Here is a 12,094-nt window from a genome sequence, read left to right as displayed (position 1 = left end):
CATTATGACCACTGATACCCGGCAAAAAGGCGCTGACAAAACTGCGCGCAATCCCGTCAAAATAGCACCGCAATCACGCAATGATCTGTTGCGTAAACCCTCGTGGATTCGCGTTCGCTCATCCAACAGTGAAAGCTATTACGAAGTTAAGCGGCTGTTGCGTGAACATAAGCTTCATACGGTCTGTGAAGAAGCGTCATGCCCTAATATTGGCGAATGCTTTGGAAAAGGAACGGCAACTTTTATGATTCTAGGCGACCTATGTACACGCCGCTGTCCTTTCTGTGATGTTGCGCACGGCAGACCCAATCCTCCAGATGCCGGTGAACCGTTGCATCTGGCGCAATCGATAGCCGCGATGCGATTGAAATATGTGGTGATTACCAGTGTAGACCGTGACGATTTACGTGACGGTGGCGCGCAACACTTCGTTGACTGTATCCGCGAAATACGTACTCACTCACCTAATACCAAGATTGAAACCTTGGTACCTGATTTTAGGGGTCGTCTGGGGATTGCCTTGGAGAAACTAGCAGCTTGTCCACCCGATGTTTTAAACCATAACCTCGAAACCGTACCCAGATTATATAAACAGTGCCGACCCGGCGCTGATTATGCTAATTCATTAAAATTACTAAAAGATTTTAAAGCCGATTTCCCTCACATCCCGACCAAGTCAGGCCTAATGCTAGGTCTAGGAGAAACAGATGAAGAAATCATGGAGGTATTACACGATTTGCGCAGACACAATGTGGAAATGCTGACCATTGGTCAATATTTACAACCCAGCATCGGTCATTTACCAGTCATGCGCTACGTCACGCCCGAAGCATTCAAAACATTTGAGCATGCGGCACTTGCGATGGGATTTAGTCATGCCGCCTGTGGGCCAATGGTACGTTCCAGCTACCATGCCGACCAGCAAGCACATGAATCCGGATTACTATGACAGTATTAACCCCCAGCACAACCCATTATTTATAACTAGGCATCAATAATCTTAAAATCATGAGTTATCTTAACAGTTTGCTTGAGCATGATGGAAGCCGAACAATATTTCTCAGATGATAAATTAATAGCCCGTTCAACTTGTTGTGAATTCAAATTGCGCCCAGTAATGATGAAATGCAAATGAATATGAGTAAATACCTTTGGGTCAACAGGTGCGCGCTCTGCTTCAATTTCCACTTCGCAATCGGTAATATCCTGACGGCTTTTTTTCAAAATTAGCACCACATCAAATGTAGTGCAACCGCCTAACCCCATCAACAGCATTTCCATTGGGCGTGGCCCCTGATTCTGTCCCCCTGCTTCAGGCGCGCCATCCATTAATATCGAATGCCCGCTAGCGGATTCAGCCAGGAAACTGACGTTGCCTTTCCATTTAATACGAGTTTTCATCTTTACTCCACTACAAAAATAAAAATTTTATGCAAACAAAAAGCCGACGCTGTTAGGCGTCGGCTTTTCTGAATTCTGAATGCTAATTACTTCAGTGTCAGAATAAAATCAGCTAATACTTTAGCATTTTCTGGACTAACGTTAGCATTAGGCGGCATTGGAATTGGACCCCAGACACCATTACTTCCTTTTAGGATTTTTTCTGCCAGCATTTCAGCCGCACCATCCTGACCTGCATATTTAGCGCCAATATCTTTCAGGCTTGGACCAACTAGCTTAGTATCAACATTATGGCAATTCAAACAACCACTGTTTTTTGCCAGATCGGCATCTGCTTGCGCAACACTAACTAAGAAAAAGGCAGATGCAGCTACTGCTCCAATTAATACTTTTTTCATATATCTTCCTTATTATAAAATTATAAATGGGTTGATATTCTAACCCGAACTTTACAGACTTGCAGCACTTCCTGTAAGTTTGTGATTCTTAATATTCCACCTGTTGCTATACTTTCTCACGCACTTACCACTCCAACTACAAACTCTGATGATACTGCTTTGCTGAGACTTCAGGGCAAATTTTTAGTTCCAGCACAATTCTAAAACTTTTGAACAAAATTATCGGCAATACAAAGAACTAATCTGTTATTGCACCTGTACTGGCGCTGGACACAAGCTTCGCATATTTGGCCAGCACCCCACGCGAATAACGCGGTTGCGGTGGTTGCCAAGATCCGCGGCGCTGCGCAAGCTCATCATCGGATACGTTCAATTGCAGCAGCCTCTGTTCGGCATCAATGGTAATCGAATCTCCTTCCTTCACCAGCGCAATAGTACCACCGACAAAAGCCTCTGGCGCCACGTGCCCGACCACCATCCCATAAGTACCACCGGAAAAACGCCCATCGGTAATCAATCCGACGGAATCACCCAAACCTTCACCAATCAAAGCGGAGGTAGGAGACAACATTTCGCGCATTCCCGGGCCACCTTTAGGCCCTTCATAACGAATCACTACCACATCGCCAGGTTGAATTTTGCGTGCCAGAATTGCTGCCATGCAAGTCTCCTCCGATTCAAATACGCGTGCAGGGCCAGTAATTTTCGGATTTTTAATTCCGGAAATTTTCGCAACGCAACCTTCAGTCGACAAATTACCTTTCAAAATAGCGAGATGTCCTTGTGCATACATCGGACTGTCCCATTGCCGGATCACATTCTGATCGGCGCGTGGTGTACCCGGAACTGCTTGCAACACTTCTGCAATGGTCTGCCCGCTGATCGTAATGCAATCTCCGTGTAGCAGTTCATGATCCAGTAACATTTTCATCACTTGTGGAATTCCACCCGCCTGGTGCAGATCGGAGGTCACGTAGCGCCCAGAAGGCTTCAGGTCGCACAGCACCGGAACTTTGCCGCGCATCCGCTCAAAATCATCAATACTCCATTCGACTTCAGCCGCGTGCGCAATCGCTAAAAAATGCAGTATGGCATTAGTCGATCCGCCTACTGCCATAATTACTGCAACAGCGTTCTCTATCGATTTACGCGTTATGATGTCGCGCGGCAGGATTTGTTTTTTGATGGCATTAACCAATACCTCAGCGGATTGTCCAGCACTGATTAACTTGTCGTCGTCTTCAGCTGACATTGTAGAAGAATATGACAGGCTCATACCCATCGCTTCGAATGCGGACGACATCGTATTGGCGGTAAACATGCCGCCGCAAGAACCAGCGCCTGGGCAAGCATGACGCTCAATCTGCAATAATTCGTCATCATCAATTTTATGTGCACTGTGCTGCCCCACCGCCTCAAATACGCTAACAATGGTCAGATCTTGATTTTTATAATGCCCGGGTTTGATCGTACCGCCATAGACAAAAATTGCCGGCACATTCATGCGTGCAATCGCAATCATCGCGCCCGGCATGTTTTTATCGCAACCACCGATAGCAATTACACCATCCATACTTTCCGCCTGCACACAGGTTTCAATCGAATCGGCAATCACTTCGCGCGAAACCAGAGAATACTTCATGCCCTCCGTTCCCATCGAGATTCCGTCTGACACCGTGATGGTGCCAAACATCTGCGGCATGGCACCTGCTTGCTTTAATGCCAATTCGGCATGTAATGACAGTTCATTCAGCCCTTTATTACATGGCGTAATCGTGGAATAGCCATTGGCAACACCCACAATCGGTTTATTAAAATCCTCATCGTTAAAACCGACCGCACGCAACATGGCACGACTGGGTGCGTGTTGCGTACCCTGAGTAATAGCCTGACTACGTTTATTATCTGGCATGCTTGCTCCTGAATAAGATAGAAATACAATTTATGACACGGCGTATACCAGTGCAATTGGTATAATGCTTAATATTTTACCGTAAATAAGGTCGAAACTATGCTCGTTCATCCGCAAATTGATCCCGTTGCCATCTCACTAGGACCGCTTTCTGTGCACTGGTATGGATTGATGTACCTGCTTGGTTTTGTGGTGTTCATTTTGCTCGGGCGGTATCGCATCAAATACAATCCGCACGCCACCTTTACTTACGAAATGCTCGACGATGCCCTATTTTACGGCATGCTTGGTGTCGTTGTGGGCGGACGGCTGGGGCATGTATTATTCTATCAATTCGGCTATTATCTGGAACATCCGCTACATATTTTCGCTATTTGGGAAGGCGGCATGTCTTTTCATGGTGGATTTCTTGGCGTCTTTGTTGCAATGATATTGCTCGCCCGCAAATATAAATTGTCATGGCTTGCAGTAACCGACTTTGTCATCCCACTGATTCCACCAGGGTTAGCAGCAGGCCGCATTGGCAATTTCATCAACGGTGAATTATGGGGACGCCCCACCGACGTTCCATGGGGTATGGTTTTTCCGTATGTTGACGAACTTCCTCGTCATCCTTCCCAATTGTATCAATTTGCGCTTGAAGGTGTGGTACTGTTCATTTTCATCTGGATTTACTCAGCCAAACCACGTGCAACTGGTGCGGTCACGGGTGTATTCATGATTGGCTACGGTATCTTACGTTCATTCGCAGAATTTTTTCGCGAACCGGAAGATGGCTTCATGGGCGTACTGACTTTAGGGGTTACGATGGGGCAATGGCTATCGATTCCAATGATTTTGGCAGGAATCGCAGCAATTGTTTGGTCACGACACCCAACCAACAATGCTCAACCCAGTGCCAACTCACGAAAACATAATAAAAATAAAAAGCATAGCATCTAATGGAAACCACTAGATAAAAACCAGGGTTACCCCAATATACTCGTTGCATTAAGTACCGCTATTATGACAGCCATCAATCTACCACTCGAGGAGCCGATCATGAAAGCACAAAAATTCTTGACATTAATTTCTATTTTGGCATTTAGCCTAACAGTATTACCAGTATTGGCGGTAGAAGTAGAAGGTATTGATGACAACAATCATGCCGCATTGACACAATATTATGAAAATGTTGCCAAGGAAACTGAAGCAAAATTACAAAAAAATAAAGCCGCTCTTGAAGAGTACGAAGCACATCCTTATTACTATGGAAGACAAGGGCAAGAATTCAAATCACATACAGTTGCCAATATTCGCGAATACGAGGAAGTATTGGCAGAAAGTTTGAATAATGCGGATCTACATAAAAAAATAACAATGGATCATGATAATTCAACAGTCAACAAAGCCCGTGTTAATCTCGATCCAAGAACATCAGCAATCAGATAATTTAGTAGCAACGCAAGGATCCGCAAAGGGTCCAATAGAGAACTAACAGCCACCTAACAACAGGTGGCTGTTTTTTATTCGACAATCCTATTCAAAAAAATCCTTCACCCCGACTACTCGTCGCCAGCAATCGAGTTTACACAGATCTTGTCTTGTTAAATAAAACCCATTAAGTTCCCGCGCACCGCGTAGATACTAAATGGGTCAAGCATTTCCCGGAATTAGGCGTTTGGCTGGGAACCAGATATTAAATCGGCTACCTTTACCTACTTGACTGGTAATTTCAAGACGCGCTTCATGCCGGTTCAAAACGTGTTTGACAATTGCCAAGCCAAGCCCTGTGCCGCCGGTTTCTCTCGAACGGCTACTATCAATACGATAAAAACGCTCTGTCAAGCGCGGAATGTGCTCAAGCTCAATCCCGATTCCACTATCTTGCACAACAAACAATCCTTGATCATGGTGCTTTTCCCAACTAATATTTATTTCGCCCCCATCTGGAGTATAACGAATCGCATTACTGATCAAATTGCCAAAAGCACTGCGTAACTCTTCCTCGCTCCCCAAGAGCTGATCTTGCGAAGCAATAGTTAATTTTATTTGATGCCGACCTGCACTCAGGGATTCCGCCTCCTGTAAAAGATCTTGCGCCAAGTTAACTACATTCACTGTTTTTTCGCTTATCTTATTCTGCTCATTTTCAAGACGTGACAGAATCAGCAAATCCTCAATTAACCGCTGCATGCGAGTTGTCTGCTCTGTCATTAATACCAAGGCACGCTTATTGAAACTGCTATTAACATTATCATCAGCGGATAGTGTTTCAAGAAAACCACTGATAACAGTAAGCGGTGTGCGCAATTCATGTGAGACATTAGCAATAAAATCGCGCCGCATCGTTTCTATTTTCTCAAAACGCGTAATATCGCGACTAATCAGAAGCTTCTGGTTATAACCATAAGGGACCAACTGCAAGGAAATAATCAGGCCATACAATCGCGTCTGATTTAGAATCAATGGATTAGTATATTGGCGTGCTGTCATATATTCAACAAATGGTATTTGCCTCACCAGATAGGTAATCTGCTGACCGGCATCCAATGCTAGCTTGATACCTAGGTGCTTTTCCGCAACCTTGTTACACCATTCAATGCGATCACTCATATCGAGAATAACAATACCATCGGGCATTGCAGAGGTGACACTTTGCATACGCCTTAAGGCAGTACTCAGCGTTTCCTGGCTCTGACTATGCTCACGCACGTAGCGCGCCAAATGTGCATACACATCATCCCAAGCTCCAGAACCAGCTGGAATGCTCGCGGGAGAATGATCAGAAAGCTGTAACCAACGCTCAAGTAAGACCAAGTGACGAATATGATGGAATACGACCCATAGCATGACCACACCAAAGAAAATCAGCGCCTTCACGGCACCAAAGATCATGCATAGTAACGCTGTAACAAAGATAAGAAAAAGAATGTTTGATGAACGCCGCCAAATATCAGACACTTAAGTACTATCCTACAATAAAACGATTATCTGAAAAATTTTGTACATTTTTAAAATTCGCTGACTCGATCTGCCGAATCATAACGATACCGATACACATTTATCAACATTCTGTGCTGATCAGTTTCATCACTGTAACATTAAGCACAGCAAACATTATCAGATTTCCTTATTTGAATCATTAGTGGGACCTACGGCAGCTGCCGAGAACCGATACCCCGCTCCTCTGACAGTTTGTATCCAGCTGTCTTTACCAGTCCATTGCAGGGCTTTCCGCAACCGGCGGATATGCACATCGACAGTACGTTCTTCGACAAATACGTGATCGCCCCACACTCGATCTAACAATTGACTACGTGAATATACGCGTTCTGTATGTGACATCATAAAATGTAGCAAACGATACTCAGTAGGCCCCAGTGCAATTTCTCTATTCTCATCTGTAACACGATGATTGACTGGATCCAAGCGCAATCCATGGATTTCAACCACTTGTGCAGAAGCTTCCGGGGTTAATCGACGCAAGACCGCATTAATTCGCGCAATCAATTCACGCGGCGAGAAAGGCTTTGTTACGTAGTCATCCGCACCTATTTCCAGACCGGCTACTTTATCCGCTTCCTGAGTTCGTGCTGTCAGCATAATAATCGGAATAAGACGGGTACGTTCATTGCGCCGCAGCACTCGGGCAAAATCTATGCCAGTCATTTTCGGCAGCAACCAATCCAACAAAATCAAATCTGGCAACGCCTCATGAATGATCGCCATTGCCTTCTCTGCATCTTCAGCGCAAATACTTTCATACCCAGCTTGCTGCAAATTATAAACAATTAACTCACGGATAGCCGCTTCGTCTTCCACGATCAGTATTTTTGCGCTCATGCTTGTATTCCTGCATCAATTAATTTTTTGCACAGTTTGTTACAATGGAGCCATTGCATACCCTTAACTTTAACTCATCGTATTAAATAATCATCATGGCCGGTTTAACCAAAAACACACCGCATCCGACAGAAATCAAGTTGCATCAACAATCCAGAATACTGGATATTACTTTCTCTGATGGCAAATTCTTCCAATTCTCGTGTGAATTTTTGCGCGTTCATTCACCCTCCGCCGAAGTGAGTGGTCATGGCCCGGGGCAAGAAGTACTACAAACCGGCAAGAAGACGGTCAATATCAGCAAAATCGAGCCTGTTGGTAATTATGCCATACAACTCAATTTCACCGATGGCCATAATACTGGGCTTTATTCATGGGATCTGTTGTATAACTTTGGCCTTAATCAGGATACAATGTGGCCGCGTTACTTGCAGCGCTTAGAAGCAGCCGGTGCCAGCCGCGAACACGAAGTCAAACCTCAAAAATCTAATCATTCCTGCAAATAACTGAATCTCGACAATTACCTATACGCTTTATCCAATTGAATTCAAATTAATGTCATGACTAAAACAACCCATTTTGGTTTTAATACTGTTACAGAAGATGAAAAGGCAGGCAAAGTCGCTGAAGTTTTTCATTCTGTCGCAGAACGCTACAATTTAATGAACGATCTCATGTCAGTTGGAATGCACCGGTTATGGAAGCGTTTTGTCATTGAAGCCAGCGGAATAAAGCCCGGTGACAAGGTATTGGATATTGCAGGTGGCACTGGAGATTTAAGCGTATTGTTTTTGCAAAAAGTAGGAAAGTCCGGGCAAGTATGGCTAACCGACATTAACAATTCCATGCTTTCCATCGGGCGTGACCGCCTAATTGATGAAGGTACGCCGACTCCAGTTGCACAATGTGATGCCGAAAAATTACCTTTTCCTGACAATTATTTTAACTGCGTCAGTGTGGCTTTTGGTTTGCGAAATATGACCCATAAGGATATTGCGCTCAAAGAAATGCTACGTGTCATAAAACCAGGTGGAACTGTTCTCGTGCTGGAATTCTCCAAAATATGGAAACCGCTGCAACCAGCCTACGATGCCTATTCATTCAAGTTACTGCCGACCATGGGGAAAGTGATAACGAATGACGCAGAAAGCTATCAATATTTAGCGGAATCCATTCGTATGCATCCCTCGCAAAATGAATTAAAAGAACTGATGGAACAAGTTGGCTTTGAGCGCGTGGAATATTTTAATCTGACTGCAGGTATCGTAGCGCTCCATCGTGGATATAAGTTTTAATCCATGTCAGTAACCACTCGAATTAATTTATAAATTAATAATACAGCTCATGCAAATGATACATGAGCTACACTCTGGCTTCTCCATAAGCTCAAGCATCACCATTTGATTGATTGTGATCAGCAGACTGAAACCAACGAATACGGCAACACGCTTATTTTCAAATAGCCACAACAATTTAGTTAAAGCAGATACTGCTCATTATTGCTGTTGTCTCGATACGACACTGGTTCCCGTATGCACGCCGCTTGAGGTTTTACAGTGGAGCGCAACATCATAACTATCCGTGCCTGCTGCCGTATGCATCACGAATACGCTATATACACCAGAACCTTGTGGAACTTTTACTAAGGGACTGTAAGTGGTATTGCGATCCCCGCTATCGACTCTGAATTGTGCACACTTATTGGTGGTACAACTGGTTCCTTTATGTACGAGCACACTCACTTTAGCTGAACTGGCTGTCATATCCTTAACTTGCGCTTCGAGATAGGACGGTGCGCCACTACCATCGTCAAAACAAGTGGCTTGATAATAGTCAACAGCAGCAGCTAAACCAGTGGTAAAACTACCCGCTTGATTATGCGCCGAAGCTGTGACAACATTCAGTGTCATCAATACAAACAATAAAACAAGCATTCCCTTCAAATTTGAGAATTTCATCATACAGCTCCTTAAATAAAAAATTCTTTTTGCTATTTTTAACACGAGTGATGATCTGATATAGCTTTACAATTCTGCCAACACCGCGAGCAGTTTATTGAATGTCATTATCTTTGCTGTATGCGGAATTTTGTAGAGTTCCAGCACCAATCGACCCTTGATGGCAAATCGCGAGAATGTGCTTACTCTTTGTGTGAGGTTATTCGATACCGTAAAGCTAAATGACCATTTCCAGATAAACAATTGATGTACGTTGGACTCAGGCTGGAAGCCCAGTTTGCTTTCACCTGTTCTGTGAGTAAACGATACATGTAAAAGCCAGCACTACTATAGAAACATCAAAATTAAAGCGTTACCGTCTGTTTTGTTTGCGGTTAGGATTGAGCATTTGTAACACAGACCCGGTAACGCTCTTATTTTTAAGTGCCCGCAACCATTTGATTGAAACAGATACGCATTATTGCTGCTGTCTTGACACGACACTGGTACCCGTATGCGCACCGGCTGCGGTTTTACAATGGAGCGCCACATCGTAACTATCCGTGCCCGCTGCGGTATGCATCACGAATATGCTATACACCCCTGCACCTTGCTTTACGGTCACTAAAGGGCTATAGGTGGTGTTGCTATCCGTAGTGTCGACACTAAATTGCGCACACAGATTGGTGGTGCAACTGGTTCCTTTATGCGCGAGTATGCTGACTTTGGCGGTGCTGGCTGTCATATCCTTGACTTGCGCTTCGAGATAGGACGGCGCACCACTTCCATCGTCAAAACAAGTGGCTTGATAAAAGTCAACCGCAGCCGCTAAGCCGGAAGTGAAGCTGCCCGCTTGGTTATGCGCCGAAGCTGTGCCTGCATATAATGCCATCAATCCAAAAACTAAAACAAATATTCCCTTCAAATTTGAGAATTTCATCTTCAATCCTTTTAAATAAAATAATCTTACAATTCCATCGATAGCATAAGCGGCTTATTGAATGCCGCTGTCCTAGGCTTTAATTACTTACGCTTAAAGATTCAAGTTTCATCGTGGCCAAATCTTTGATGGCTTCAGCCTCGTCTTCGTCTTCAACAATTTCTTTAAGTAGCGCCACGCTTCTTTCATCAGCACCTAAACTATCTAACGCCATCAATCGCACTGAAAGCTCGGTGTCTTGCAAAGCTTGTTCAAGCACTACAAAGAGATCCCCGCAACCTTGCTGTGCAAAGGCATAAACTGCCTGCCCTCTGACATTCGGATCGACATCTTGAATCGCGGTTTGCAGAATTTTCTCTACAACACCGGCGTCAATCGACCCTTTTTCTGCCAGTTGCGACAAAGCGCTTACTCTTTGAACCGGATCACTTGATCCCGCAAGGTTAACTATTGCCTCAGTAAAACTGGCATCAGGCTCCGCTACACTACCCTGTTCCGCCATACAATAAATTTGGATGGAATCCAGACTGGATGCCGATCTCGCTTTCGCATTGTCTGCAAACACATGATTCGCAAATCCCGCCATTACAATAAAAGAAATAACGAGCGGCATGGCTATTCCACTCTTATGGTTTGGTAATTTCAACATTATGGCTCCTCAAAAATTAGGAGATGAACAAGAGCTCCCACACTGCTCACCTCCTCTTGCAACAAAACGCTAGCTCAAGGCTATCATTCTCTTACTGGTTTTTTGGCCAGTATACTTTTTCCCCACGTTTGCCTTTTACAACAATTGGCATATCACGATTGATCTGTGCTGCAGATGGAATGATTTCAACCGCATCGCCTGCTTCTGAGCAACCTTCGGGAAGCGGATTATTAACCAAATCACGATTAACTGTATAAGTTGCAGGAGAATTGTAACCACCCGTACCAACGCCGTCATAATCGGATCCTACCGCCGGTGTCCATACATTGACTGTTTCCTCGCTAAAACGCGATATCGGTGTTACCTTGCAAATATCCGCAATGGCCAAAACAATTTTCACGCTTGAAGCGCAAGAAGTCGGTTCAATCAAAACCGCACCGGCTCTAAATTTTAGGTAAGCGTTATAATGATTTGGCATTTTTCCATCTTTTACATAAAATCCTACGACATTACCGTTAGCGTCATTTTTTTCATCTTCTGCTTTGAAAACGCCTGTATCCAATACTTTCTGAAAATTATTGCCCCAATTCGCAACATGCATATCAATGGTGTCAGATGAAGCCGCGCCATTAACATTGACAATTGAATCCACACCATCTGGAAAGACCACTGAACTTGCAATAGTGGTACCTGTTTCTCCACAACTATGACCAATCACCACATTGTTAGTAATTCTCACCCCTTCGGTTCCTGCAGGAATTTCCAGGCGAGTATGCGATAATACGTTTTGTGAGAGACCCAACAGCAAAGCAGTTGCTAATGCAGTATGGGTAAAAGACTTAAATTGTTTTGTTAACATGTTATAAAGACCCCTTTTTTAACTCATTAATAGAATGATTTATATTTTTCTCAATAAAGTTGCCTTTTGAGGTGGATCTCAAAGGGCAACTGAAAACCATTCTTTTCCCACCTGCCTAGAAACCTTTATTCCCTGAAGAAAAGAACTTATTTCAGGGCGCGATATTATTTTGC

The 12,094-nt window shown here is 44.1% G+C and carries 14 protein-coding genes; 5 read left to right on the top strand and 9 right to left on the bottom strand.

Annotation, left to right across the window (positions count from 1 at the left end):
- The first annotated feature begins 4 nt into the window (after nucleotides 1-4).
- Nucleotides 5-949 (top strand): lipoyl synthase, encoded by a 945-nt coding sequence (gene lipA, locus Q0C11_RS07680; protein ID WP_293006977.1) that lies wholly within the window; start codon nucleotides 5-7, stop codon nucleotides 947-949.
- A 35-nt stretch (nucleotides 950-984) separates the two neighbouring features.
- On the opposite strand, the gene Q0C11_RS07675 is transcribed toward lipA, so the two are convergent.
- The 3 genes from Q0C11_RS07675 to ilvD form a co-directional block, all read right to left on the bottom strand.
- Nucleotides 985-1,401 (bottom strand): OsmC family protein, encoded by a 417-nt coding sequence (locus Q0C11_RS07675; RefSeq protein WP_293006976.1) that lies wholly within the window; start codon nucleotides 1,399-1,401, stop codon nucleotides 985-987.
- A gap of 86 nt (nucleotides 1,402-1,487) precedes the next feature.
- On the bottom strand, nucleotides 1,488-1,799 hold the full coding sequence (locus Q0C11_RS07670) for a c-type cytochrome (RefSeq protein WP_293006975.1): 312 nt from the start codon (nucleotides 1,797-1,799) through the stop codon (nucleotides 1,488-1,490).
- 238 nt (nucleotides 1,800-2,037) lie between these two features.
- Entirely contained in the window at nucleotides 2,038-3,711 is a 1,674-nt protein-coding gene (gene ilvD / locus Q0C11_RS07665; protein ID WP_293006974.1) for a dihydroxy-acid dehydratase, read from the bottom strand.
- A gap of 99 nt (nucleotides 3,712-3,810) precedes the next feature.
- On the opposite strand from ilvD, the gene lgt reads away from it, so the two are divergent.
- The gene (gene lgt, locus Q0C11_RS07660; protein WP_293006973.1) at nucleotides 3,811-4,653 is read left to right on the top strand and encodes a prolipoprotein diacylglyceryl transferase; all 843 of its coding nucleotides are present in this window, start codon (nucleotides 3,811-3,813) and stop codon (nucleotides 4,651-4,653) included.
- 99 nt (nucleotides 4,654-4,752) lie between these two features.
- Nucleotides 4,753-5,142, top strand: coding sequence for a hypothetical protein (locus Q0C11_RS07655; protein ID WP_293006972.1), 390 nt, complete (start codon nucleotides 4,753-4,755; stop codon nucleotides 5,140-5,142).
- A gap of 204 nt (nucleotides 5,143-5,346) precedes the next feature.
- On the opposite strand, the gene phoR is transcribed toward Q0C11_RS07655, so the two are convergent.
- Together phoR and phoB are read right to left on the bottom strand one after the other, a co-directional pair.
- A complete protein-coding gene (phoR, locus tag Q0C11_RS07650; protein ID WP_293006971.1) occupies nucleotides 5,347-6,654 on the bottom strand; it encodes a phosphate regulon sensor histidine kinase PhoR in 1,308 nt (435 codons plus the stop codon).
- A 159-nt stretch (nucleotides 6,655-6,813) separates the two neighbouring features.
- Nucleotides 6,814-7,536 carry a phosphate regulon transcriptional regulator PhoB gene (phoB, locus tag Q0C11_RS07645; RefSeq protein ID WP_293006970.1) on the bottom strand — a complete coding sequence of 241 codons (723 nt, stop codon included), beginning with the start codon at nucleotides 7,534-7,536 and terminating at the stop codon, nucleotides 6,814-6,816.
- Nucleotides 7,537-7,631: 95 nt separating this feature from the next.
- Here phoB and Q0C11_RS07640 point away from each other — a divergent pair, with 95 nt between their 5' ends.
- Together Q0C11_RS07640 and ubiE are read left to right on the top strand one after the other, a co-directional pair.
- Nucleotides 7,632-8,042 (top strand): DUF971 domain-containing protein, encoded by a 411-nt coding sequence (locus Q0C11_RS07640; RefSeq protein WP_293006969.1) that lies wholly within the window; start codon nucleotides 7,632-7,634, stop codon nucleotides 8,040-8,042.
- Nucleotides 8,043-8,096: 54 nt separating this feature from the next.
- Nucleotides 8,097-8,831, top strand: a complete 735-nt coding sequence (gene ubiE, locus Q0C11_RS07635; protein ID WP_293006968.1) for a bifunctional demethylmenaquinone methyltransferase/2-methoxy-6-polyprenyl-1,4-benzoquinol methylase UbiE — start codon at nucleotides 8,097-8,099, stop codon at nucleotides 8,829-8,831.
- Nucleotides 8,832-9,032: 201 nt separating this feature from the next.
- On the opposite strand, the gene Q0C11_RS07630 is transcribed toward ubiE, so the two are convergent.
- From Q0C11_RS07630 to Q0C11_RS07615, 4 genes are all read right to left on the bottom strand, one after another.
- A complete protein-coding gene (locus tag Q0C11_RS07630) occupies nucleotides 9,033-9,497 on the bottom strand; it encodes a hypothetical protein (RefSeq protein ID WP_293006967.1) in 465 nt (154 codons plus the stop codon).
- Between the two features lie 454 nt (nucleotides 9,498-9,951).
- Nucleotides 9,952-10,413, bottom strand: coding sequence for a hypothetical protein (locus tag Q0C11_RS07625; RefSeq protein WP_293006966.1), 462 nt, complete (start codon nucleotides 10,411-10,413; stop codon nucleotides 9,952-9,954).
- Between the two features lie 79 nt (nucleotides 10,414-10,492).
- Nucleotides 10,493-11,062 (bottom strand): HEAT repeat domain-containing protein, encoded by a 570-nt coding sequence (locus Q0C11_RS07620; protein WP_293006965.1) that lies wholly within the window; start codon nucleotides 11,060-11,062, stop codon nucleotides 10,493-10,495.
- A 91-nt stretch (nucleotides 11,063-11,153) separates the two neighbouring features.
- Nucleotides 11,154-11,921, bottom strand: a complete 768-nt coding sequence (locus tag Q0C11_RS07615) for a hypothetical protein (protein WP_293006964.1) — start codon at nucleotides 11,919-11,921, stop codon at nucleotides 11,154-11,156.
- Nucleotides 11,922-12,094: the final 173 nt, after the last annotated feature.

The organism is Nitrosomonas sp., from assembly GCF_022842015.1.
Lineage (GTDB): Bacteria > Pseudomonadota > Gammaproteobacteria > Burkholderiales > Nitrosomonadaceae > Nitrosomonas.
This window is presented reverse-complemented; position numbering and strand designations above follow the sequence as displayed.

Bases quoted from the DNA above. Each gene is read 5' to 3' on its own strand.
- lipA (WP_293006977.1), top strand. From the start codon at position 5: ATGACCACTGATACCCGGCAAAAAGGCGCTGACAAAACTGCGCGCAAT.
- Q0C11_RS07675 (WP_293006976.1), bottom strand. From the start codon at position 1,401: ATGAAAACTCGTATTAAATGGAAAGGCAACGTCAGTTTCCTGGCTGAA.
- Q0C11_RS07670 (WP_293006975.1), bottom strand. From the start codon at position 1,799: ATGAAAAAAGTATTAATTGGAGCAGTAGCTGCATCTGCCTTTTTCTTA.
- ilvD (WP_293006974.1), bottom strand. From the start codon at position 3,711: ATGCCAGATAATAAACGTAGTCAGGCTATTACTCAGGGTACGCAACAC.
- lgt (WP_293006973.1), top strand. From the start codon at position 3,811: ATGCTCGTTCATCCGCAAATTGATCCCGTTGCCATCTCACTAGGACCG.
- Q0C11_RS07655 (WP_293006972.1), top strand. From the start codon at position 4,753: ATGAAAGCACAAAAATTCTTGACATTAATTTCTATTTTGGCATTTAGC.
- phoB (WP_293006970.1), bottom strand. From the start codon at position 7,536: ATGAGCGCAAAAATACTGATCGTGGAAGACGAAGCGGCTATCCGTGAG.
- Q0C11_RS07640 (WP_293006969.1), top strand. From the start codon at position 7,632: ATGGCCGGTTTAACCAAAAACACACCGCATCCGACAGAAATCAAGTTG.
- ubiE (WP_293006968.1), top strand. From the start codon at position 8,097: ATGACTAAAACAACCCATTTTGGTTTTAATACTGTTACAGAAGATGAA.
- Q0C11_RS07630 (WP_293006967.1), bottom strand. From the start codon at position 9,497: ATGATGAAATTCTCAAATTTGAAGGGAATGCTTGTTTTATTGTTTGTA.
- Q0C11_RS07625 (WP_293006966.1), bottom strand. From the start codon at position 10,413: ATGAAATTCTCAAATTTGAAGGGAATATTTGTTTTAGTTTTTGGATTG.
- Q0C11_RS07620 (WP_293006965.1), bottom strand. From the start codon at position 11,062: ATGTTGAAATTACCAAACCATAAGAGTGGAATAGCCATGCCGCTCGTT.
- Q0C11_RS07615 (WP_293006964.1), bottom strand. From the start codon at position 11,921: ATGTTAACAAAACAATTTAAGTCTTTTACCCATACTGCATTAGCAACT.